Source organism: Oxalicibacterium flavum, from assembly GCF_014635065.1.
Classification (GTDB): domain Bacteria; phylum Pseudomonadota; class Gammaproteobacteria; order Burkholderiales; family Burkholderiaceae_D; genus Oxalicibacterium; species Oxalicibacterium flavum.
Window position 1 is genome coordinate 290,136 of sequence record NZ_BMCG01000005.1, and the last position, 22,937, is coordinate 313,072.

At 61.5% G+C, this 22,937-nt stretch carries 18 protein-coding genes and 1 tRNA gene; 10 read left to right on the forward strand and 9 right to left on the reverse strand.

Going from position 1 to position 22,937, the window contains the following annotated elements; genetic code table 11:
- The first annotated feature begins 125 nt into the window (after positions 1-125).
- The gene (locus IEV38_RS13520) at positions 126-2,201 is read left to right on the forward strand and encodes a TonB-dependent receptor family protein (RefSeq protein WP_188396925.1); all 2,076 of its coding nucleotides are present in this window, start codon (positions 126-128) and stop codon (positions 2,199-2,201) included.
- Positions 2,202-2,321: 120 nt separating this feature from the next.
- On the opposite strand, the gene IEV38_RS13525 is transcribed toward IEV38_RS13520, so the two are convergent.
- From IEV38_RS13525 to mutL, 3 genes are all read right to left on the reverse strand, one after another.
- A tRNA-Met gene (locus tag IEV38_RS13525) sits at positions 2,322-2,398 on the reverse strand.
- A gap of 104 nt (positions 2,399-2,502) precedes the next feature.
- Positions 2,503-3,453: a tRNA (adenosine(37)-N6)-dimethylallyltransferase MiaA gene (gene miaA, locus IEV38_RS13530; protein ID WP_188396926.1), complete on the reverse strand. Its 951-nt coding sequence runs from the start codon at positions 3,451-3,453 to the stop codon at positions 2,503-2,505.
- A gap of 29 nt (positions 3,454-3,482) precedes the next feature.
- Complete coding sequence (gene mutL, locus IEV38_RS13535) at positions 3,483-5,342, reverse strand: DNA mismatch repair endonuclease MutL (protein WP_188397070.1); 1,860 nt, start codon at positions 5,340-5,342, stop codon at positions 3,483-3,485.
- A 137-nt stretch (positions 5,343-5,479) separates the two neighbouring features.
- Here mutL and IEV38_RS13540 point away from each other — a divergent pair, with 137 nt between their 5' ends.
- Complete coding sequence (locus IEV38_RS13540) at positions 5,480-6,124, forward strand: VTT domain-containing protein (protein ID WP_188396928.1); 645 nt, start codon at positions 5,480-5,482, stop codon at positions 6,122-6,124.
- A 24-nt stretch (positions 6,125-6,148) separates the two neighbouring features.
- On the opposite strand, the gene IEV38_RS13545 is transcribed toward IEV38_RS13540, so the two are convergent.
- The 5 genes from IEV38_RS13545 to IEV38_RS13565 all read right to left on the reverse strand — a co-directional run bounded on the left by IEV38_RS13545 (position 6,149) and on the right by IEV38_RS13565 (position 11,701).
- Positions 6,149-7,465, reverse strand: coding sequence for an N-acetylmuramoyl-L-alanine amidase (locus IEV38_RS13545; protein WP_188396930.1), 1,317 nt, complete (start codon positions 7,463-7,465; stop codon positions 6,149-6,151).
- The gene (gene tsaE / locus IEV38_RS13550) at positions 7,429-7,917 is read right to left on the reverse strand and encodes a tRNA (adenosine(37)-N6)-threonylcarbamoyltransferase complex ATPase subunit type 1 TsaE (protein ID WP_188396932.1); all 489 of its coding nucleotides are present in this window, start codon (positions 7,915-7,917) and stop codon (positions 7,429-7,431) included. The genes IEV38_RS13545 and tsaE overlap by 37 nt, the downstream gene beginning before the upstream one ends.
- A gap of 35 nt (positions 7,918-7,952) precedes the next feature.
- On the reverse strand, positions 7,953-8,843 hold the full coding sequence (locus IEV38_RS13555; protein ID WP_188396934.1) for an AEC family transporter: 891 nt from the start codon (positions 8,841-8,843) through the stop codon (positions 7,953-7,955).
- Between the two features lie 91 nt (positions 8,844-8,934).
- Complete coding sequence (locus IEV38_RS13560; RefSeq protein WP_188396936.1) at positions 8,935-9,525, reverse strand: response regulator transcription factor; 591 nt, start codon at positions 9,523-9,525, stop codon at positions 8,935-8,937.
- A 130-nt stretch (positions 9,526-9,655) separates the two neighbouring features.
- The gene (locus tag IEV38_RS13565; protein ID WP_188396938.1) at positions 9,656-11,701 is read right to left on the reverse strand and encodes a PAS domain S-box protein; all 2,046 of its coding nucleotides are present in this window, start codon (positions 11,699-11,701) and stop codon (positions 9,656-9,658) included.
- A 265-nt stretch (positions 11,702-11,966) separates the two neighbouring features.
- On the opposite strand from IEV38_RS13565, the gene IEV38_RS13570 reads away from it, so the two are divergent.
- From IEV38_RS13570 to katG, 7 genes are all read left to right on the forward strand, one after another.
- Entirely contained in the window at positions 11,967-12,932 is a 966-nt protein-coding gene (locus IEV38_RS13570) for a DctP family TRAP transporter solute-binding subunit (protein ID WP_229729052.1), read from the forward strand.
- A gap of 351 nt (positions 12,933-13,283) precedes the next feature.
- Positions 13,284-14,261: a tripartite tricarboxylate transporter substrate binding protein BugD gene (locus IEV38_RS13575; RefSeq protein ID WP_188396942.1), complete on the forward strand. Its 978-nt coding sequence runs from the start codon at positions 13,284-13,286 to the stop codon at positions 14,259-14,261.
- A gap of 128 nt (positions 14,262-14,389) precedes the next feature.
- Positions 14,390-14,854, forward strand: coding sequence for a tripartite tricarboxylate transporter TctB family protein (locus tag IEV38_RS13580; RefSeq protein WP_188396944.1), 465 nt, complete (start codon positions 14,390-14,392; stop codon positions 14,852-14,854).
- Between the two features lie 12 nt (positions 14,855-14,866).
- Positions 14,867-16,369 (forward strand): tripartite tricarboxylate transporter permease, encoded by a 1,503-nt coding sequence (locus IEV38_RS13585; protein ID WP_188396946.1) that lies wholly within the window; start codon positions 14,867-14,869, stop codon positions 16,367-16,369.
- Between the two features lie 252 nt (positions 16,370-16,621).
- Positions 16,622-17,122 (forward strand): methylated-DNA--[protein]-cysteine S-methyltransferase, encoded by a 501-nt coding sequence (locus IEV38_RS13590; RefSeq protein ID WP_188396948.1) that lies wholly within the window; start codon positions 16,622-16,624, stop codon positions 17,120-17,122.
- Positions 17,119-18,027: a site-specific tyrosine recombinase XerD gene (gene xerD, locus IEV38_RS13595; protein WP_188396950.1), complete on the forward strand. Its 909-nt coding sequence runs from the start codon at positions 17,119-17,121 to the stop codon at positions 18,025-18,027. The genes IEV38_RS13590 and xerD overlap by 4 nt, the downstream gene beginning before the upstream one ends.
- 257 nt (positions 18,028-18,284) lie before the next feature.
- Complete coding sequence (gene katG, locus IEV38_RS13600; protein WP_188396952.1) at positions 18,285-20,594, forward strand: catalase/peroxidase HPI; 2,310 nt, start codon at positions 18,285-18,287, stop codon at positions 20,592-20,594.
- A 176-nt stretch (positions 20,595-20,770) separates the two neighbouring features.
- Here the strand turns inward: katG and IEV38_RS13605 are convergent, their stop codons facing one another.
- Entirely contained in the window at positions 20,771-21,217 is a 447-nt protein-coding gene (locus tag IEV38_RS13605; protein WP_188396954.1) for a carboxymuconolactone decarboxylase family protein, read from the reverse strand.
- Positions 21,218-21,365: 148 nt separating this feature from the next.
- On the opposite strand from IEV38_RS13605, the gene pdxR reads away from it, so the two are divergent.
- Positions 21,366-22,790 (forward strand): MocR-like pyridoxine biosynthesis transcription factor PdxR, encoded by a 1,425-nt coding sequence (pdxR, locus tag IEV38_RS13610; protein ID WP_188396957.1) that lies wholly within the window; start codon positions 21,366-21,368, stop codon positions 22,788-22,790.
- Positions 22,791-22,937: the final 147 nt, after the last annotated feature.

The window sequence follows — 22,937 nt, forward strand, 5'->3', positions numbered from 1 at the left end:
GCGCAAGCCATGACCTTCAGGGAATCATAGAAAGAAAAATGATGCACTCATTATTTGAACGAAATCAGCGCAATCAAAACCGTTCTTATCACTACACGCCCATCGCTCGTGCCGTCGGCCTGTCCATGTTGCTGGCTGCGGCGTGCGCAAACGCCGAGGATGCCGGCGGCGGAGCCGAGACTGACGCAGCACTGGAAGTCGTTGACACGGTGGTCGTGTCCGGCAGCCGCAGCAAGGCGGCCAAGAGCCGGGTCAAGGACGTTCCTGGCAACATCAGTGTGATTACCAGCGATGAATTGGAGCGCGGGCGCAAGTCCACGCTCGGCGACGTGCTGGCCTACCAGCCGGGCGTGTTTGCGGAATCGGTCGGCGGCAACGACGCGATCAAGATATCGATCCGCGGCTCGGGCATCATCAGTGGCGTGGGCGTATTCCGCGAGGGCATCAAGTTCCTGTTCGACGGCATGCCGATCAGCGGCCCCGGTGGCACGAGCTACGAGTTTCTCAACGCTCAGGGCACGGCGTACACCGAAGTCCTGCGCGGCGGCAATGCCTTCAGCTATGGTGCGTTGGCGATTGGCGGCGCCGTCAATTTCGTCACCCATACCGGCTATACCGCGCCTGGTACACGCGTGCGTTTCGAAGCTGGCAGTTGGGGCCTGCAGAAGACCACCATCAGCCACGGCGGCGTGAGCGGCGACTGGGACTACTACTTCAACCTCGACAACTACGAAAGCGATGGCTACCGCGAGCGCTGGAGCCGCTCCGAGAGCAAGGGCCTGGTCGCCAACGTCGGCTACCGCTTCAGTCCCAAGCTGAGTGCGCGTGCGCTGCTGCGCTATCGCGAGGAGTACCACCAGGACCCAGGCTACCTGACGTTGACCCAGCTGTATCAGGACCCGCGCCAGCCTGCGGCGGCCAACATCAATGCGTCCAGCGGCACGCGTCCCGGCAGTTACTGGGGCGGTTTCAAGATCAGCTACATCTTCGACGATGATGCGACACTCGAGGTCGGCCTGAACACGTACAAGTATCCTCACATCAACAGCCGCGAGACCAGGACCGGTCAGCCGGGCTACTGGCGCTGGATCGACAACAGCCAGTCGATCCGCTATTCCCGCACCGACCAGTGGGCCGGCCATGAAAGCCGGACCGAGGTCTCCTACAACGGCACGGAAGAGAATGTCGGTCAGGCGAGAGCGGTGCAGGGCAGCGACAACAGCATCGTGGTCTCCAAGCGGACCTTCAAGAAATCGCACGACCGTTCGCTGGCAGTCGGCAACGACTTCGCGATCACGCCGGACCTCTGGCTGACCAGCGGCCTGGCATTTACCAGCCTGCGGCGCACTACCGAATATAGCTACCATGCGACCAATGCCAATCCGCCAAGCGCGGACTATCAGAGCTACAACTGGGTACCCCGCCTCGGACTGCGCTATTCGGTGACGCCGGATGTGCAGGTATTCGGCAACATCACGCGCCAGATCGACCCGCCGCTGAACTGGCGCTACAGCATTGTCAACAGGACCAACACCCTGCTCGACCTGAAGGAGCAGAAGGCCAATACCTTCGAAATCGGGGTCCGGGGCCAGGTCGGCATCGCCAGCGGCAGCCTGGTGCTGTTCCGCACGAACGTCAAGCGCGACCTGCTGACCGTGGTGGACGAGGAAGAAACCGCCCTGCAAGGCGGCGTCATCCAGACCCGCACCTTCAACTCGGAGTCGCCGACGCGGCGCCAGGGCGTGGAACTGGCACTGGACCTGCGCCTGTGGAGCGGGGATGACGGCAGCCAGGTCGTATGGCGCAACTCCTACACCTGGAACGACTTCCGCTTCGTCCGCGATCCGCGCCTGGGCAACAACCGACTGCCCGGTCTGCCTAGCCAGGTTTACGACGGCAAGGTGCAGTACGACCATCCCTCCGGTTTCTACGGCAACCTGAACGTACGGGCCAGAACCCACGTGCCGATCGATTACACCAATTCGGCCCACGCCCCCGGTTACGCGGTATGGGGAGCGACCTTCGGCTACGAAGCACCTGACCGGAGCTGGAACGCCTACCTCGACTTCAAGAACCTGGCCGACCGCAAGTACGTCGCCACGTCGAGCACGATCTACGACGCTGCAGGCAACCGCGATCGGCAGAACTACGCCCCAGGCGATGGTTTCGGCATGTTCGCTGGTGTCGAGTACAGGTTCTGAGGCAGGCTATCCAGCAGGCAAAGTGCAGTTCCGGTTCTCTTTTGCAGGGCCGGTTGTTCAAAAAAAAAACCGCACAGCGCGAACTGTGCGGTTTTTTTATCGACGAATCGATGATGTTCCTGGTGGTGATAGGTGGACTTGAACCACCGACCCCAGCATTATGAGTGCTGTGCTCTAACCAACTGAGCTATATCACCAGATAGCCGGCGATTATGTCTTTTTTTGTGTGGGCTGTCAACACGCGCATGCGCAGTTGTTTTCTCTGCAATACGTCTGCCTGAAGCAAGGCCGGGCGGTGTTTTCAGCCGTTCTGTCGCTGTGCGATCAGTGCAAGGATGGCTTGTGGCGCGTCCGGTACCAGGCAGTCGATGACGTGGCGATCCGGCATGCTGCGCAGCCAGGTGATCTGGCGCTTGGCGAGCTGACGTGTGGCGGCGATGCCTTTTTCGCGCAGTTCGGCCATGCCGTACAGGCCGTCGAGGTATTCCCAGGTCTGCCGGTAGCCGACGCAGCGCATAGACGGCAGGCCGAGGTGCAGGTCCCCGCGCCGGCGCAATGTTTCCACTTCATCGATCAGCCCGCCATCCTTCAGCATGGCGTGGAAGCGGTCGGCGATGCGCTGGTGCAGGACGCTGCGGTCCGATGGTTCGAGCGCGAGCGGCAACAGGTCGAACGGCAATGCGGGTTTGGGTGCCTGCGCCAGAAGCGCGGACATCGGCTGCCCTGTCAGCAGGTGAATTTCGAGCGCGCGCTGGATGCGTTGCGAATCGTTGGGTTTGAGGCGGGCGGCAGTGGCCGGATCGACTTTTGCAAGCCGCGCATGCATGGCCGGCGTGCCGAGCTGCACTTCTTCCGCATCGAGCGCGGCGCGAATCTCGGGATCGGCCTGCGGCAGCTCGTCGAGCCCGTCGCGCAATCCCTTGAAGTAGAGCATGGTGCCGCCGACCAGCAGCGGCAGTTTGCCGCGCGCCTGTATCTCGGCCACCAGTTTCAGCGCATCGTGCCGGAACTGCATGACCGAATACGCATCGAGCGGGTCGAGGATGTCGATCAGGTGGTGCGGCGCCTGCGCGCGTTCGGCCGGCGTCGGCTTGGCGGTACCGATGTCCATGCCGCGATAGACGAGGGCGGAGTCAACCGAGATGATTTCCGACGGAATACGGCTGGCGATCTCGAGCGCGGCGGCGGTCTTGCCGGACGCGGTCGGACCCATGAGGGCGACGGCCAGCGGCTTGCGTGCGGCGGCGGTCATGCGGGCCGGCGAGTGTAAAGCGGCATCGCCTATTGCCCGCGCTGAAACAGCTTGTCCAGATCGGACAGGCCGAGCTGCACCCAGGTCGGACGGCCGTGATTGCACTGGTCGGCGCGTTCGGTCGCTTCCATCTGGCGCAGCAGCGCATTCATCTCGGGCACGGTCAGGATGCGGTTGGCGCGCACGGCGGTGTGGCAGGCCAGCGTGCCGAGCATTTCGTTGCGGCGCTCGATCAGCACGCGCGAGCCGCCGAATTCGCGCACGTCGCGCAGGACGTCGCGCGCCAGCGTCTGTGCATCGGCGTTCTTGAGCAGCGCGGGCACGGCGCGCACCGCGAGCGTGGTCGGCGACAGCGCGGTGATGTCGAAGCCCAGCGATTGCAGCACATCCTGGTTTTCCTCGGCGGTGCCGACTTCCACGCCGTCGGCATAGAAAGTGACCGGGATCAGCAGCGGCTGCACCTGCATGGCGTCGCTGTCGAGCGCGTTCTTCAACTGTTCGTAGAGGATGCGTTCGTGCGCGGCGTGCATGTCGATCAGTACCAGTCCCTTGCGGTTCTGCGCGAGCACGAAGATGCCGTGCAGTTGCGCGAGCGCGAAGCCGAGCGGGTATTCTTCGTCGGCATCCATCTGCGTGCTGGCGGCAGGCGCGATGGAAGGCGATGCCTGGTCATCGCCGCCTGCGTCAAGAGACGATGGCGCGTTGACCGAAGGCGCAAACAGCGCGCCATAGTTGTCCGTGCTCTGCGCCACGCCGAAGCCGCCGCCGTTGGCCGCGAACGGACTGCCGAGCTGGCTGCCGAAGGAAGCCTGCTGCTGTTCGCGCAGCCACGGCAGCACGCTGGAAGGCGCGGGCGTCGGAGCCGGTGCGGCGCCATGCGCGGTGGCCGAGGTGCGCGCCAGCGCGCGCTGCACGGCGTGGAACACGAACTGGTGCACGGCGCGGCTGTCGCGGAAGCGCACTTCGATCTTGGATGGATGCACGTTGACGTCAACCAGCGCCGGATCGAGTTCGAGGCTGATCGCATACGACGGATAGCGGTCGCCGTGCAGTACGTCCTGATAGGCCGCACGCACCGCGTGCGTGAGCAGCTTGTCGCGCACGAAGCGGCCGTTGACGTAGAAATACTGCGCATCGGCGCGCGCCTTGGAAGCGGTCGGCAGGCCGATGAAGCCGGACAGGTGCAGCGGCCCGGCGTTTTCCTCGAGCGGCAGGCGCGCGCCGGCGAATTCGCTGCCGAGAATCTGCGCGCTGCGCTTGTCGATGTCGTTGACCGTCCAGTGGTCAACGGTCTTGCCGTTGTGCGTGAGCGAGAAGGCGACGTCCGGACGCGACAGCGCGATGCGGCGCACGACCTCGGCGCAATGGCCGAATTCGGTCTGCTCGGTCTTCAGGAACTTGCGGCGCGCCGGCGTATTGAAATAGAGGTCCTGCACGTCAATCGTGGTGCCGACCGCGCCCGACGAGGGGCGCACCTCGGCCGCATGACTGCCGACGATTTCCCATGCATGCGCGCCATCGGCGGTACGCGAGGTCAGCGTCAATTGCGCGACCGAAGCGATGGACGCCAGCGCCTCGCCGCGAAAGCCGAGCGTGGCGACGTTCTCGAGTTCGGTCAGCGAGGCGATCTTGGACGTCGCGTGGCGCGCCAGCGCCAGCGGCATCTGCTCGGGCGGAATGCCGCGGCCGTTGTCGGTGATGGCGATGCGCTTGACGCCGCCCTGTTCGAGCCGCACCGTGATCTGCGTGGCGCCGGCGTCGAGCGCGTTTTCCAGCAGTTCCTTGACCACCGCGGACGGGCGTTCGACCACTTCGCCAGCGGCGATCTGCGAGATGAGCTGGTCGGAAAGCGGCTGGATCGGCCGCGGAGAAGACGGGGATGCGTGCATCTGCGCATTATAGCGGGTGGTGCTCGCGGTCCGATAGGCGCCGTGCGGCCTGTCCCTGTCGCCGGCAGGGCTTTGCCGCGCCTGCCGATGCCGGTCGCGTGCCTCGGTTATCATGTCGCAGCAACCGAAGGAGTGTTATGGAATTCATGCAGTTTTTCGACATGATCTTGCATGTCGACAAGTATCTCGGGGTCTTCATCGCCCAGTACGGCCCGCTGATCTATCTGGTCTTGTTCACCATCATCTTCAGCGAAACCGGTCTCGTCATTTTCCCCTTCCTGCCCGGCGACACGCTGCTGTTCATTGCCGGTGCCTTCTGCGCCACCGGCAGCATGCACATCGGCCTGCTGATGTTCCTGCTGGTGACGGCGGCCGTGCTTGGCAATACCGTCAACTACTGGATCGGCTCGGCCATCGGCGACAAGGTCTATACGCACGACTACCGCTGGCTGGACCGCGCGGCGCTGCAACGCACGCATGCGTTCTATGAAAACCACGGCGGCAAGTTCCTGGTGCTGGCGCGATTCCTGCCGATCGTGCGCACCTTCGCGCCCTTCGTGGCCGGCGTATCGAAGATGACCTTCGCCAAGTTCCAGCTCTTCAACTGCACGGGTGCCTTGCTGTGGATCTGTGGGCTGGTGGTGGCCGGCTACCTGTTCGGCAACATCCCGATCATCCGCGACCATCTGAGCACCATCGTGCTGATCGGCGTCGGTGCGGCGGCGATTCCGGTGCTGCTGGGGGCCTTGTGGAAGGTGGGCAAGCGCTTCTCTGCCCGTTGAAGCAGGCGGCGCGAGCCGCCTGTTCTACATCATGCGCGACTTGGACAGCGGCGGATTCTTCGCAAAGTAGCGCTTGATGCCCTGCGCGATGGCTTCGGCCATCTGTTCCTGGTAGGCGGGGTCGCGCAGACGGACTTCTTCCTGCGGATTGGAAATGAAGGCGGTCTCGATCAGGATGCTCGGGATGTCCGGTGCCTTGAGCACCGCAAAGCCGGCCTGTTCCACCGCATTCTTGTGCAGGCGGTTGATGCCGCCGATTTCCTGCAGCACGGTCTTGCCGAGCTTGAGGCTGTCGTTGATCTGCGCCGTGGTTGACAGGTCGAACAGCACGCTGGCGAGCTGCTTGTCGGCGCCGCCCCTGACGTTGGTGCCGCCGATCAGATCGGCTGCGTTCTCCTTGTTGGCCAGCCAACGCGCGGCCGTCGAGCTCGCTCCCTTTTCCGACAGGGCAAATACCGAGGAGCCATTGGCGGTCGGCTTGACGAAGGCATCGGCGTGGATGGAGACGAACAGGTCGGCATTGACGCGGCGCGCCTTTTGCACGCGCGTGCCGAGCGGCACGAAGAAGTCGGCGTCGCGCGTCAGCATCACGCGCATATTGGGTTCGCGTTCGAGCTTGGTCTTGAGCCGCTTGGCGATGGCCAGCACGATATCCTTTTCGCGCGTGCCGCGCGGTCCGATCGCACCGGGGTCCTCGCCGCCGTGGCCGGGATCGAGCGTGATCGTCAGCATGCGCGAGACTTGCGGCTGCGGTGTCTTGCCCGGTTCGCGGGGAGGCGTGGTTTCCGCCAAAGGCGGCGTGCCGGGTGAGGGCAGCGATTCGGTGACCGGATCGTCGATCGACCACTTGCCTTCGCGGATCAGCGCCGCGATCGGATCGGGCGGATTGACCGGGTAGAGGTCGAACACAAGCCGGTGCTGGTATTCGCCGACCGGCGCCAGCGTGAAGACCTGCGGATTGATCTTTTCCTTGAGGTCGAACACCAGCCGCACGATGTGGGGTTTGTTCTGGCCGACCCGGATCTGGCTCACGTAGGGATCGTTGGGCTGGACCTTGGCGACCAGGCTTTTCAGGGTCGGATTGAGATCGATGCCCTCGATGTCGATGACCAGCCGGTCCGGATTCTCGAGCGTGAAATGCTGGGTTTTGAGGTCGCTGTCGTTCTCCAGCGTGACCCGCGTGTAGTCTTCGGCCGGCCACATGCGCACCGCGAGAATCTGCGCTGCCCGCGCCGTCAGCGGCGTCAGGAGGGAAATCAGCAGCGTGCCGCCGGCCTTGAGGACCGTGCGGCGTCTTCTTGCAACTACAGGTTGGGTGCGAATTTCAGTCGGTTCAGACATGCAATACCTTGATCGGACAACGCCAGCAATTCTACATCACGCCCTTCGCCCGCCACAGAGAGGGAAATACGCAGGTCGGGTGCGGGCAATACGCCATCGGCCTTTTCGGGCCATTCGATGATGCAGACGGTTTCCGCGTTGAAATGTTCCCGAAAACCCGCATCCAGGAATTCCTCGGGGCTGCTCATGCGGTACAGGTCGAAGTGCACGACCTGCAGCATGCCGTGTTCGGTTTCGATCAGATAGGGTTCCGCCAGCGTGTAGGTCGGGCTTTTCACATGGCCGTCATGACCCAGCGCATGCAGCATGGACCGCGTGAGCGCGGTCTTGCCGGCTCCGAGGTCGCCGTGCAGATAGATGGTCAGGCCGGGCGCGATCGCATGCGCGAGCGCGGCACCGAGTGCCAGGGTGCCGGCTTCTTCATGCAGATGAGCGTTGAGGTGGCTGGGCATGTTGTTGTTTCGGAAAAGGCGAGTCGTGGCAGGCATTACTGTAGCAGCGCCAGCCAGACCGGCAAGGTGCCCATCGACAGCAGGGTCCCGGCCGAGATCAGGAAAGCGGTGAGCGGACCGTTGCCGCCCATGCGCACCGCCAGCACGTAGCAGCTCGAGGCGGTCGGCAGCGCGGCGAACATCACGACCAGCGTCAGTTGTTCGGGCGGCAGCTGCGCCCAGATGCCGAGCGCATAGGTGATGGCCGGCACCGCGACCAGTTTGACCGCGAGGAACCAGGCGGCGATGCCCTTGGCGGCCTGCAGCCCGGTCATGCGCAGGCCGGCGCCGACCATGATCAGCCCGAGCGCGATCGAGGCATTGCCGAGGCGCGACAGGAAGGCGCCCGCCAGCTCCGGCAGGTGGAAGCCGGCGAGATTGAACGACACGCCGCACAGCGTGGCGATCAGCAGCGGATTCTTCAGCAGTTCGAGCAGCAGGCCGCCCTTGTTCCTGACCAGCGCATGTACCGCCGCCATGTTGCACAGCGGGACCGCGAAACCGATGATCAGGCCCATCAGCGAGGTGCCTTCGGGGCCGCCGAGGCGGCTTGCGATCGCCAGCGCGATATAGGAATTGAAACGGAAGGCGGTCTGCACGCCCGACTCGAACACCATCGGCTCGACCTTGAACAGCGGCTTGGCGAGCCAGCCCAGCACGATGCCGCTGAGGCAGGCCGCCATCGCGATCTGCAGGAATACGCCGGTCCTGGAAAAATCGATCGGCGAGCGCGCGGTCGAATAGAACAGCAGGGCGGGGAACAGGATGTAATAGATCAGCCGTTCCATGCCTTCCCAGAACGGCGCGCCCCATTTGGTCACGCGAATCAGCACCGCGCCGAACAGGATCAGCAGGAAATCGGGCAGCAGGATATTGACGATGTGCATGAAAGATCAGCGCTCGACGATTGGTCGCCAGTGGAACATGAAGAGCGGCGGCGCAGGCCAACCGCGGTGCGTATCCTGTTGCCGTTGCCTGTTACTTCAGAAGACGCGCCAGTTCGACGGCGGTCTTGACATTCATCTTGTCGAAAATGTGCGCGCGGTGCACTTCCACCGTGCGCATGCTGATGCCGAGCTTGTCGGCGATGACCTTGTTCATCTTGCCTTCGAGGATCAGGTCCAGCACTTCGCGCTCGCGGCTCGACAGGGCGGCCAGGCGCGTGTGGATGGCGGCGCTCTCGATGGCCTGCTCGGAGGCGATCAGCGCTTCCTGCACGCGATCCATCAGCTTGTTGTCGTTGAACGGTTTTTCGAAGAAGTCGAAGGCGCCGCGCTTGAGTGCATCGACCGCCATCGGCACGTCGCCGTGGCCGGTCAGGAAGATCACCGGGAAGGTCTGCGTCAGGCCGCGCGTGGCCAGCAGATCGAACAGCGCAATGCCGCTCAGGTCCGGCATGCGCACGTCGAGCAGCACGGCATGGCCCTGGGTGCCGGTGCGGACCATGTTGTCCAGCATGGAGAGAAAGGCCTTGCCGCTTTCGTGCGGGATGGCCGTGATGCCGCGCGACTTGGCCAGCCACATCAGCGAATCGCGGATTACTTCTTCGTCGTCAATAATGTGCAGCATTCAAAATCCTGTGAGTCAGCCATGCCGGAAACGGTCATGCCATGGCGTATCGGGGATGCGGAGAAGAGTGTGCCATCGCCCGATGAAAAACGCGGGATGCAAATCGGATTTGCGCCGGAAAACCGCTATTTTAGCCGTTTCGGGTTGCTCGCATTGTCGATGCGATTGGCCTATTTTGCAACGCCGGCACATAGGCCGGCAGCGAGAAGCGGAAAATCGTGCCGCCCTGCGGATTGTTCTCGTGCGTTAGCGCGCCGCCATGGAACTCGATGGCGGTGCGGCAGATCGAAAGCCCCATGCCCATGCCGTCGGCCTTGGTCGAGAAGAACGGCGAGAACAGGCGCGCCGCGACTTCCGGCGGGATACCATGGCCCTGGTCGATGATGGACACCACCACGCTGGTCGGGCGGCGGCTGTCGAGCGCGGCGGTGATGCGCAGTACCTGGCGCGCAGGCGGAACGTTCTGCATGGACTCGATGGCGTTGCGTGTCAGGTTCAGCAGCACCTGTTCCAGCAGCACGCGGTCGGCATTGACCGGCGGCAGGTCTTCCGGCACGTCGATTTCGATCGAGACAAAGTACTTCTGCGCCTGCAGTTCGACCAGTGGCGCAACCGCCTCGATCAGTTCGGCAATGGTGATGGCGGAGCGCATGGGTTCGCGTTTCTTGACGAAGGTGTGCACGCTGCGAATGATCTGGCCTGCGCGCTGCGCCTGCGCGCCGGTCTTTTCCAGCGCTTCCTGCAGCATGTCGCGATCCAGCGCCTTGGCGTCGGCATGCTCGAGCATGTTGAGCACGCCGGTGGTGTAGCTGGAAATCGCCGCCAGCGGCTGATTGAGTTCGTGCGCCAGCGTCGAGGCGATCTCGCCCATGGTCGCCAGGCGCGCGCTGGCCTGCAGTTTTTCCTGTTGCTGGCGGTTCAGGTCCTCCACGCGCTTGCGGTCGGAAATGTCGAGGATCGATCCCATCCAGCCGGTCTGGCGGCCGGTGTCGTCGACGAGCGGCGATTCGAAGAACAGCACCGGGATGCGCGTGCCGTCGGCGTGGCGCAGCACCGTCTCGAAACCCTGCGGCGGCAGGTTGCCGGCCACTACCTGCGCAAAGCGGCGCTGGTATTCGTTCATCGCCTCCGGCGCCCAGTAGGGCATGGGCGGGTGCTTGCCGACGATCTCCTCGGCCGGCATGCCGACCATTTCGCAGAAGGCCGGGTTGACGTAGGTTACGCGGCCTTCGAGGTCGCGCGCGCGCAGGCCCGTGATCAGCGAATTCTCCATCGCCACGCGGAAGGTGACCTGCTCGCGCAGCGCCGCCTCGGCGGCATTGCGTCGGTTGATGTCGCGCCACAGCGCGATCAGGCTCCACATCAGGCCGACCGAGAGCAGGATGATGGCATCCACCAGCAGGCTCGGCAGCAGCTTGGGCGCACCCTTGATGCTGTCGGTCGCCAGCTGCAGCGAGACGCCGGCCAGATTGAGCGCGCGATGATGCGTATAGATGCCGCGTCCGGCGCCGCCCGAGGCACGCTTGTGGATCACGCTGCCGTTGATGTCGGTCAGTGCGATCTCGTTGTCCTGCGCGAACCACCACGGCACCATGTCGTCGAGGATGCTGGAGGCCAGGTAGCTGGCGATGATGCTGCCGACGTAGCGTTCGCCGACGAAGATCGGTACGTGGTAGTCGAGCATGACGGGACCGGTCTTGTCGGCCGCCGGCTGGCTGTATAGCGGCGAGCGCGTCATGCGGGCGCGCTGGTCGGCCGTGCGCGACGGCTCCGACAGCACGTCGAGCGACATCAGCGTCTCGTCGGTCGAGGTCAGCAATTTGCCGTTGGCGTCCAGATAAATGATGCGATGGATTTCATGATTGTTGCGGATCAGGTTTTCCATGCGGTCCTGCAGGCGCGACCCTTCGAGATAGCCGGCGGCGATCTCGGCTGCCATCAGGCTCAGGCTTTCCTCGTTGCGCTGCAGCTGGAAGCGGATGGTCTGTTCGACCCACAGCGAATCGGCCACCAGTTGTTCCTGGCGTTCGGCGGTTTCCTGTTCCTTCTCGTGGATCGGCAGCCAGATCAGCGTGGTGATGAACAGCAGTCCCAGAAACAGCGGCAGCAGCCAGCGCCAGGCCTGCTTGCGGCTTGGAAAGCTGAAGTTGGAGAAGCGTGGCTGTTTTGGCATCATGAAAACGTTCGGATAATGCAATGCGGAGGAAGCGGCGGCACATCACTTGCCGACAGGCATTGCACGAGCTTGCACATCGCGGTATGGTTCATGCAGGTGTCACGATAATGCGTGATGGCGGTCGGCTGGCGGCTGCGGTTATCCACACTTGTGACCCGGCAGGCGACTGCGCATAGTACCAACAAAACTATAATTCGAGACTCCTGATTCGCGCATGAAAAAAGCAAGGAACCTGCATTTGCTTTTGCTTGGCCTGATGTTTTTCATGGTCAGCGCAATTGTATCCGCGCAAACCACCACCGTAATCAAGTTCAGTCTGGTCGCCGAGAGCGACACGCCCAAGGGCAAGGCCGCGCAGCGCTTCAAGGAACTGGTCGAACAGGCCAGCCAGCGCCGCATGCGGGTCGACGTCTATCCCAACAATCTGCTCTACAAGGAAGCCGACGAACTCGAGGCATTGCAACTGGGTGCGATCCAGATGCTGGCGCCGACCCTGTCGCGTCTGTCGCAGTTCGGACTGCAGGAGTTCGAAGTGTTCGATCTGCCGTTTCTGTTTCGCGATCGCGCCGATGTGGCGCGCGTGATCGAAGGGCCGATCGGCAAGGCTTTGCTGAAGAAGGTCGAAAGCAAGGGCATGGTCGGGCTCGGCTACTGGGACAACGGTTTCAAGGTCATGACCGGCAACCGTCCGCTGCGCATGCCGGCGGACTTCAGCGGCATGAAGATGCGCATCTATCCGTCGCGCGTGCTCGACAAGCAGATGGATCTGCTCGGCGCGCAGCCGCAGATCATCGATGCGCAGCAAATCTATCTCGCCATGAAAGCCAAGCTCATCGACGGCAGCGAAGGCATTCCGCTCAGCATCCAGACGCGCCGGCTGTATGAAGTGCAAAGCAACCTGACCATCTCCAACCATGGCTACATGGGCAGCGCGGTGGTCGTCAACAAGAAGTTCTGGGACGGTCTGCCCTCTGCCTCGCGTGCCATTATCGAAAGGGCACTGCGTGAGGCGACCGCCTACGGCAATGATCTGGCCGAGCGGGAGAATGCCGCCGCGCTGGTGCTGCTGAAGAAAAATCCTGCCCTCAAGGTTCATGTGCTGACGCCGGTGGAAGAGCAGGCCTGGCGCGAAGCCCTGCAACCCGTGCGTGCCGATTTCGAGGGTCGCCTCGGACGCGCCATCGTTTCTGCCGTGACCTCCGAGCTCAATCGCGGCAAGCTGGCTCCCTGACGGATCGGTTTCCTGCCGTTTCCCGTTCGCCTTGCACGGTGTGAAGAAAACGTTACGGCGCGCCGCTTTCCCGCATTCCCCGTTTTTGTGCAAGTCATGTCTGCATGGCTGCAAGATGCCTGTCGGCAGCATTCCTTGTTGCGGCCGGCAAATAAAATCGTTAGTCTTCACACGCAAGCCTCGTGAAAGGTTGGATTCATACAATGCGAGGCCGGAGACGCTGTCGATGAGGCGTCTGCCGAAAGAGACCCCGTTTCATGCCATGCCGCAGAGGGCGTGAAACGGATAAAAGCGGAATGCCGCTTGTCTGCGGGCACGGTCGTTCCGGGATAACAACATCAGGAGACACGCATGCGTACCAAACTGTTCAAGACGTTGGCAGGGCTGACCCTGCTGGCCAGTGCCGCCTTCGCACACGCCCAGGCCTATCCGAACAAGCCGATCACGATGATCGTGCCGTTCGCGGCCGGCGGCCCGACCGACACGGTGGCCCGTCTGGTCGCGCAGTCGATGGGCAATACCTACAAGCAGACCGTCATCGTCGAGAACGTCGGCGGCGCCGGCGGCACCATCGGCGCGGCACGCGTGGCCAAGTCGCCCAACGATGGCTATACCATCTTCCTGCACCATATCGGCATGTCGACCGCGCCCACGCTGTACCGCAAGCTCAGCTACAACGCGATCAACGATTTCGAGCCGATCGGCCTGATCACCGACGTGCCGATGACCTTCATCGCGCGCGGCGACTTCCCGGCCAAGGACTTCAAGGAACTGCTGGCCTACGTCAAGGCCAACAAGACCAAGGTTGCCTATGCCAACGCCGGCATCGGCTCCGCCTCGCACCTGTGCGGCATGCTGTTCATGACCGCCATCGATACCGAGCTGACCACGGTGCCGTACAAGGGCACCGGCCCGGCGATGAACGACATCCTCGGCGGCCAGGTCGATTTCATGTGCGACCAGACTACCAACACCACCAGCCAGATCAAGAGCGGCAAGGTCAAGGCCTATGCCGTGACCACCAAGACCCGCGTGCCGTCGCTGCCGAACCTGCCGACCATGGACGAAGCCGGCCTGCCCGGCTTTGAAGTGGCGGTCTGGCACGGCCTGTACGCTCCCAAGGGCACGCCCAAGCCGGTGATCGATTCCCTCGCGTCCGCCCTGCAGGTGGCGCTCAAGGACCCGACCGTCAAGCAGCGTTTTGCCGATCTGGGTACCGAACCCGTGGCTGCCGACAAGGCGACGCCCGATGCCCTGCGTCAGCATCTGAAGTCCGAGATCGACAAATGGGCACCGATCATCAAGAAGGCCGGCATCTATGCCGACTGATGCGGGGCTGATGTAATACCTGTCGTTCAGGCGGCACGGCATGCGTGATTGGCGCGTGTCGTGCCGCAAGCCTGGCTGCTCGTCCGTGCCGATGCAGCAGGCAAAGAGTTTCAAACAAGGAGGCGCACGTGCCCGCATTCATCAAACATCACAAGGACTTCTGGACCGGAGTCATCTTCGTGTTCTTCGGCCTCGCGGCCATCATCATCGGTCTCGATTATCCGATGGGAACCGCCGGCCGCATGGGCCCTGCCTATTTCCCTTCCGTGCTTGGCGGTCTGCTGGCCCTGGTCGGTCTGGCCGGCATCGTTCGTTCCTTCTTCCGTGAAGAGGAGGAGCGCATGGGACGTTTCGCCTTCAAGGAGGCGTTCTTCGTGCTGTTCGCAGTCGTCCTGTTCGCCTTCACGGTGCGCGGTGCCGGACTGGTCGTGGCAGTCATGCTGATCATGATGGTCAGCGCATTTGCCAGCAGTAAATTCAAACTGGCCAGCAGCCTGGCGGTTTCCGTCGGCATGACGATCTTTGCGGTCGTGGTCTTCATCAAGGCGCTCGGCCTGCCGCTTGCCATCTTCGGCCCCTGGTTCGGCGGATAAGAAAGAACACATATGGAATTATTCTCGAATCTGGCGCTGGGTTTCGACACCGCCTTCACGCTTGCCAACCTCGGCTACTGTCTGTTCGGCGTCTTCATCGGCACCGCTGTCGGCGTGCTGCCGGGTCTCGGTCCGATCGCCACCATCGCCATGCTGCTTCCGGCGACCTTTGCCTTGCCGCCGATCTCGGCGCTGATCATGCTGGCCGGTATTTATTACGGTGCACAGTATGGCGGTTCGACCACGGCGATCCTGGTCAACCTGCCGGGCGAATCGTCATCGGTGGTGACTGCCATCGACGGCTATCAGATGGCGCGTAACGGGAATGCCGGCAAGGCGCTGGCAACGGCGGCCATCGGCTCCTTCTTCGCGGGCACGGTGGCAACCGTGCTGCTGGCGGTGTTCGCGCCGCCGCTGGCCGATCTGGCGCTGAAGTTCGGTCCGGCCGAATACTTTTCGCTGATGGTGCTGGGTCTGGTCGCTTCGGTGGTGCTGGCGAGCGGCTCGCTGCTCAATGCGATAGGCATGGTGATCCTGGGCCTGCTGCTGGGTCTGGTCGGCTCCGACGTCAACACCGGTGCCGCGCGCTACACCTTCGACATGCCGGAGCTGGCCGATGGTATCAACTTCGTGATCGTCGCCATGGGCATGTTCGGCATCGGCGAGATCATCCGCAACCTCGAGCATGAAGAGACGCGCACGCTGGTGATGAAGAAGGTCTCCGGCCTGATGCTGAGCAAGTCCGATTTGAAGCGCATCATCGCGCCGGTATTGCGCGGTACGGGTCTTGGCTCGGCGCTCGGCATCCTGCCCGGCGGCGGCGCCATGCTGGCCTCGTTCGCAGCCTATTCGATCGAGAAGAAGGTGTCGAAGAATTCCAAGGAATTCGGCAAGGGTGCCATTGAAGGTGTGGCTGCTCCGGAGTCGGCCAACAATGCCGGCGCGCAGACCTCGTTCATTCCGATGCTGACGCTCGGCATTCCGTCCAACCCGGTGATGGCGCTGATGATCGGCGCCATGATCATCCAGGGCATTCAGCCGGGACCGGCCGTGATGACCGAACAGCCGACGTTGTTCTGGGGCCTGATCGCCTCGATGTGGATCGGCAACTTCTTCCTGATCGTGCTGAACCTGCCGATGATCGGCCTGTGGGTGCGCATGATCATGGTGCCTTACCATCATCTGTTCCCGGCCATCCTGATGTTCTGCGCGATTGGCGTGTTCAGTCTGAATAATAGCGATTTCGACGTTTACCTGATGGCATTGTTCGGTTTGTTCGGTTATATTTGTGCCAAACTGCAAGCCGAACCGGCACCCATGCTGCTCGGTTTCATCATCGGACCGATGATGGAGGAATACCTGCGGCGCGCACTGCTGTTGTCGCGCAGCGATCCGATGGTGTTCTTCGAGCGTCCGATCAGTGCGACCATGCTGGCAATGGCAGCGCTGGCGATGATCGTGGTGCTGCTGCCGTCGCTGCGCAAGAAACGTGAGGAGGCATTCAAAGAAGAATAAAGGCTTGATGCGGCATCCGTTCCCGAAACGGATGCAAGTGTCGATGGGCCGAGGAGACAACGTTCGATGAAGTTGGCGGGGAGGCGACTCCTACAGACAACCGGGGACGTACAGGGAAATTAAAGGCATGTCCGCAAGGTCATGCCTTTTTATTTTGTGCGGTGCGTTCCATGCGCACTGTGGACGGCGATGGACGCAGCCGGCTGTCCGCCTTTTGTTTTATGCTGTCGTTTTTGCCGGCCTTCATTCCTCATGCGCACCATCAATCAAGGGCAGCTGTTTTCCGCCATCGTCGAAAGTACCTTTGGCGCAGTTGGTGTGCGCAGCGACGGACAGGTCGTGCAGGAGCTTGTCTATCTGCCGCCGACCTTCGACGAAAAGGCACCGACCGACGCGGTGGCCGAGCGCGCCGCCGTCCAGCTCGAACGCTACCTGTCCGATCCCGACTACCGCTTCGACCTGCCGCTGGCAACGGTAGGCACCGCCTTCCAGCAGCGCGTGTGGCAGGCGATCGCCGCCATTCCGCGCGGCGAGGTCCTGACCTACGGCGACATCGCGCGCGCCATCCGTTCGGCACCGCGTGCGGTCGGCCAGGCCTGCGGCGCCAACTGGTTCCCGCTCGTGATTCCGTGCCATCGCGTCACCGCGACCGGCGGCCTCGGCGGCTTTGCGCATTCCGATGACGACACGGGCTTCCACCTCGGCGTCAAGCGCTGGCTGCTGGCACACGAGAAAGTGCCGGGCTACCGATGAGCGATACCGCATTGCAGGCCAGCCAGGCGCAGATCGACGAATTCTGCGATGCGCTGTGGCTGGAGGATGGATTGTCGAAGAACACGCTGGACGCCTACCGGCGCGACCTGCGCCTGCTGGCCGACTGGCTTGCGCGCGAGCAGGGCAAGCCGCTGATTGCGGCGCAGGCCGAAGACCTCAACGCCTATTTCTTCGCGCGTCATGCTGACACCAAGGCCACCACGTCCAACCGCCGGCTGGCGACCTTCAAGCGCTTTTACCAGATGGCGATCCGGGAGCGCCGCATCACGGCCGATCCCTGTGTGACCATGCGTTCGGCCAAGCAGCCGCCGCGCATTCCCAAGGTATTGTCGGAAGCGCAGGTCGAAGCCCTGCTGGCTGCGCCGGACCTGAGCACGCCGCTCGGCCTGCGCGACCGCACCATGCTCGAACTCATGTATGCGAGCGGCCTGCGCGTGTCCGAGCTTGTGCTGCTGAAGACGGTGGAGGTCGGCATGAACGAAGGCGTGTTGCGCATCACCGGCAAGGGCAGCAAGACGCGTCTGGTGCCGTTCGGCGAAGAGGCGCGCGCGTGGATCGAGCGCTATCTGAAGGAAGCGCGGCCGGCTATCCTCGAAGGGCAGATCGCCGATGCCCTGTTCGTTACCGCGCGCGGCGGGCCGATGACGCGCCAGATGTTCTGGACCCTCATCAAGAAGCATGCGCGAGCCGCCGGCATTCATGCGCCGCTGTCGCCGCACACGTTGCGCCATGCATTTGCCACCCATCTGCTCAACCACGGTGCCGATCTGCGCGTGGTGCAACTGCTGCTCGGCCACGCGGACATCTCGACCACCCAAGTCTATACGCACGTGGCGCGCGAGCGGCTCAAGGCGCTGCACAAGCAGCATCATCCACGCGGATAGAAGCTGCCCTTTCATTCCTGTTATCCCTGTCAGAAAAGAGGTTATATTGTGACGGCATGTCCCATGCCGTGCGGACCTCGGGACACGTCAGTCGTGCAGGCTGAGTTATCCCTCTTCTCCAATATCCCGCGCCGGTTCGCGGGATTCGTATTGCGCCATAGATTTAACGGATTGAATTATTAGATACATTTAATTTTAACTATTGAGTTCCGCACGTTATCATCGCCCCTGATCTTTCACCCTACGGAGCCGACACCATGAGCACAACCCCAGACAGCCAGGACAAGCCATCCACCGGCAAGTGCCCCTTCAATCACGGCCAGAGCAGCGCGCCAGCCAAGCACAGTGCTGGCGGCGGCACCAGCAACCGCGACTGGTGGCCCGATCAACTGCGTGTCGATCTGCTGCATCAGCACTCTTCCAAGTCCAATCCGCTCGGCGGCACGTTCGACTATGCCGAGGAATTCAAGAAGCTCGATTACGAAGCCCTGAAAGCCGACCTGCGCAAGCTCATGACCGACTCGCAGGACTGGTGGCCGGCCGATTTTGGCCATTACGGCCCGCTGTTCATCCGCATGTCGTGGCATGGCGCCGGCACCTATCGCATCGGTGACGGACGCGGCGGTGCAGGCCGCGGACAGCAGCGCTTTGCGCCGCTTAACAGCTGGCCCGACAACGTCAACCTCGACAAGGCGCGCCGCCTGTTGTGGCCGATCAAGCAAAAATACGGTCAGCGCATCTCGTGGGCCGATCTGCTGATCCTGACCGGCAATGTCGCGCTGGAAACCATGGGCTTCCGTACCTTCGGCTTTGCTGCCGGCCGTGCCGATACCTGGGAACCGGACCAGGACGTCTACTGGGGCGCGGAAAAGACCTGGCTTGGCGGCGACGTGCGTTATGCCCACGGTTCGGAAGGTGTCGCGAAATCCGAGGATGAAGCGGTGCTGGTGTCGGAAGACGATGCCGACGGCGACGTTCACAGCCGCCGCCTGGAAAATCCGCTGGCCGCGGTGCAGATGGGCCTGATCTACGTCAATCCGGAAGGCCCGGACGGCAACCCCGATCCGCTGCTGGCGGCTGCCGACATCCGCGAAACCTTCGCGCGCATGGCGATGAACGACGAGGAAACCGTGGCCCTGATCGCCGGCGGTCACACTTTCGGCAAGACGCACGGCGCCGGTCCGGCCGACAACGTCGGCGCCGATCCGGAAGCCGCCGATCTCGATGCGCAAGGCCTGGGTTGGCACAGCTCCTTCCGCAGCGGCAAGGCAGGTGACGCCATCACCAGCGGTCTGGAGGTGACCTGGACTACTACGCCGGCACGCTGGAGCAACGACTTCTTCGAACTGCTGTTCGGCTACGAGTGGGAGCTGACCAAGAGCCCGGCCGGCGCGCATCAATGGACGGCCAAGGATGCCGGCGAGATCATTCCCGACGCGCACGACCCGTCGAAGAAGCGCAAGCCGACCATGCTGACCACCGACATCGCGTTGCGTGTCGATCCGGCCTACGAAAAAATCTCGCGCCGCTTCCTCGATAACCCGCAGGCTTTCGCCGAAGCCTTCGCGCGTGCCTGGTTCAAGCTCACGCACCGCGATCTCGGTCCCAAGTCGCGCTACCTCGGCCCGGAAGTGCCGAAGGAAGACTTGATCTGGCAGGACCCGCTGCCGCCGGTCACGCATGCGCTGATCGATGGCGGCGACATCGCCACCCTCAAGGCCAAGGTGCTGACGTCCGACCTGACGGTGGCCGAACTGGTCGGCACCGCGTGGGCATCGGCTTCCACCTTCCGCGGCTCGGACAAGCGCGGCGGCGCCAACGGCGCGCGCATCCGCCTCGCGCCGCAGAAGGACTGGGCCGTCAACCAGCCGGAGCAGCTTGCCCGCGTGCTTGCCGTGCTCGAAGGCATACGCGCCGAATTCAACCGCAATGCCACCGGCGGCAAGCAGGTCTCGCTGGCCGACCTGATCGTGCTGGCCGGTAACGTCGGCATCGAGCAGGCCGCCAAGGCTGCCGGCCGCAACGTGAGCGTGCCGTTCACGCCGGGTCGCGCCGATGCGTCGCAGGAGCAGACCGACGTCGATTCCTTCGCGCCGCTGGAACCGGTGGCCGACGGCTTCCGCAACTACGTCAAGGGACGCTACAGCATCCCGGCCGAGCACCTGCTGATCGACAGGGCGCAATTGCTGACGCTGACCGCGCCCGAGCTGACGGTCCTGATCGGCGGTCTGCGCGCGGTCAACATCAATGTCGGCGGCGCCACGCATGGCGTGCTGACCAGGCGTCCGGGCCAGCTGACCAACGACTTCTTCGTCAACCTGCTCGACATGGGCACGGAATGGAAAGCCATCGCGGATGATCGCAGCCTGTACGAAGGACGTGACCGCAAGACGGGCAAGGCAAAATGGACCGGCACGCGCGTCGATCTGGTATTCGGTTCCAACAGCATCCTGCGCGCGCAGGCCGAGGTTTATGCAAGCGCCGATGCGCAGGAGAAGTTCATCGACGACTTCGTCGCGGTGTGGACCAAGGTGATGGAACTGGATCGGTTCGATCTGAAGAAGTAGGAAGAGGCGGAGCAGGGTTCCGCTTTCCTGACGTTCAGCCCGGTTTCGAACGGAAGTTCGGCCGGGCTGTTTTCCTGATGCGCAGACATTACATCTTTGGATGCATAGGCTATCGCTGCATTGGGATTAAGCTCATAAACGTAGATGTTGAATCCATGTCGTGAATGCCATCACATTTATGCTTTGACTGGAACTGGCATGCGAAACGGAGCACCAAGTCGGTTGAAGGCGTTCATCGCGGCAATAGCAATCGTGAGATCTACTAGATCTTGGTCCCCAAAAGCACCTGAGGCAGCTGTGTATGCAGCGTCGGAAGCATGTGTTTCACTAACTAGCGTTACTTCTTCCGCCCAAGCTAGCGCGGCACATTCTTGATCAGAAAACAAATGAGATACTTCGTGCCAAACAGGAACCAACGCGACCTTTTCAACGGACATTGTTTTTCTGAGATCACGACTATGTAGGTCGATGCAATGAGCGCAGCCGTTGATTTGGGACACGCGAAGAAATACGAGATGGATCAGCTGTTCTGGCAAATTGGTATTTTTGGTGACGTAGTGATGTACGCCCATCAATGCTTTTGCACCATTCGGCGAGACCTCAAACCAATTTAATCGGTTCATTTCTTTCATTCCTCTAGTAAAGATAATATTCAAAGTAACGGCTGTATTTCATAACCACGGCTCGCTCAGTGTTTCAACAATCTGGCTGCGCGCGATACCTAACGTTACTATCGCGGAGTTAGAAGAAAAAGACCCAAAAAATAGCGCAATGACTGATCCAAAAATCACTCCTTCGGTTTTAGTTCAGGTTGAGCCAGATAACCCCGCGCCAATTGGAGACCAAATCTATGCAAATCTAAGAAGCTCGATTCTCGAAGGAGTACTTACGGGAGGGAGTCGATTACCATCAGGTCGGGCGTTGGCTGCACAACTTGGTGTTGCTCGCGGAACGATTCGAGTTGCTTATGATCGTTTGGCTGCTGAAGGCTTGATTTTTGGCGCTGGCTCTGCGGGTACCAAGGTTAGCTCAAAGCTACCACCTCAGCCTCTTGAGCATGAGGAGCTTTGGGACCGCCCATTGGCGGGCTTCACCCGACCTTATTCAAGCTTCCCACTTCCATTTCAGGTTGGCGTCCCCGCACATGATGCGTTTCCGACTAAGGTATGGGAGCGTATGCGATCTCGGGCAGTACGTACCGATGCTCTGTCCTACACCACCTATGCAGATCCCCGTGGTGAACCTGAACTAAGAAAACAAATCGCAAGTCATTTAGCCGTCAGTCGGCAAATTCAATGCCATCCAGATCAGATCATCGTAACCAGTGGTTATCGGCAAGGTTTGACCTTAACTCTAATGGCCTTACAAGCAAAAGGCCGAAAGGTATGGTTGGAGGAGCCGGGATACCCACTAGGAAGGCGAGCACTAGAATTAGCAGGTTTAACTGTTGTTCCGATTCCTGTAGACATGGAAGGAATCAACGTGGAGATTGGGATAGCTCAGGCGGCAGATGCCCTAATCGCTCTGGTGACTCCAGGCCAGCAGGCTCCTTTAGGTGTCACTTTATCTTCCAACCGAAGACGAGACTTACTCAAATGGGCTAGAACACAGAACGCTTGGATCGTTGAGGACGACTACCTTGGCGAATTGCAGTTAGATGGACGTGCTAAATCTGCGCTTGCATCAGGTGATGGCGCTGAACGCGTCATCCATATTGGAACATTTAGTAAAACTATGAGCCCATCGCTGGGGCTAGGCTTCATGGTTGTACCAAAATTAGTTACCGAGAAATTTGTAGAGATCGCAGCGGTAATGCTGCCCGCGCCAAATAGAACTACTCAATTAGCGATGGCCGAATTTTTGGCAGATGGCCATTTCCTACGCCATCTTCGGCAGATGAAAGACCTGTACTTCGTGCGCAGAGAGAAAGCAATGACGCATCTGAGTAAGTCATTTCCACAGATCAAAGAATCGGGGCTTGGCTTAATCGCTTTTTGTTCCGAGACCGTAGATGATGTAATGCTGGTCGCCGCGGCAAGAGAGCAAGGATTGGCCCCCTCCCCACTATCATCGTGGTACATCACTGCGAATAACAAACGAGGGCTTATTCTTAGCATCACAAACCTAAACACTAATAATATTGCTAATGCATGTGGGACTTTGAATGATGTCATCGAAGCTCAAATAAAGGCATAACTAGAAACTTTTGATTAACAATGTCCGTTTTGGGTCGACAGCAGACGTTTGCACAAGCTGCAGATTACGTGGCCACTTTCAAATGCTATTAACGGTTTGATTTACACGGGTATCACAAGACACTAACGAAGCAAGAACCTGTAAAGC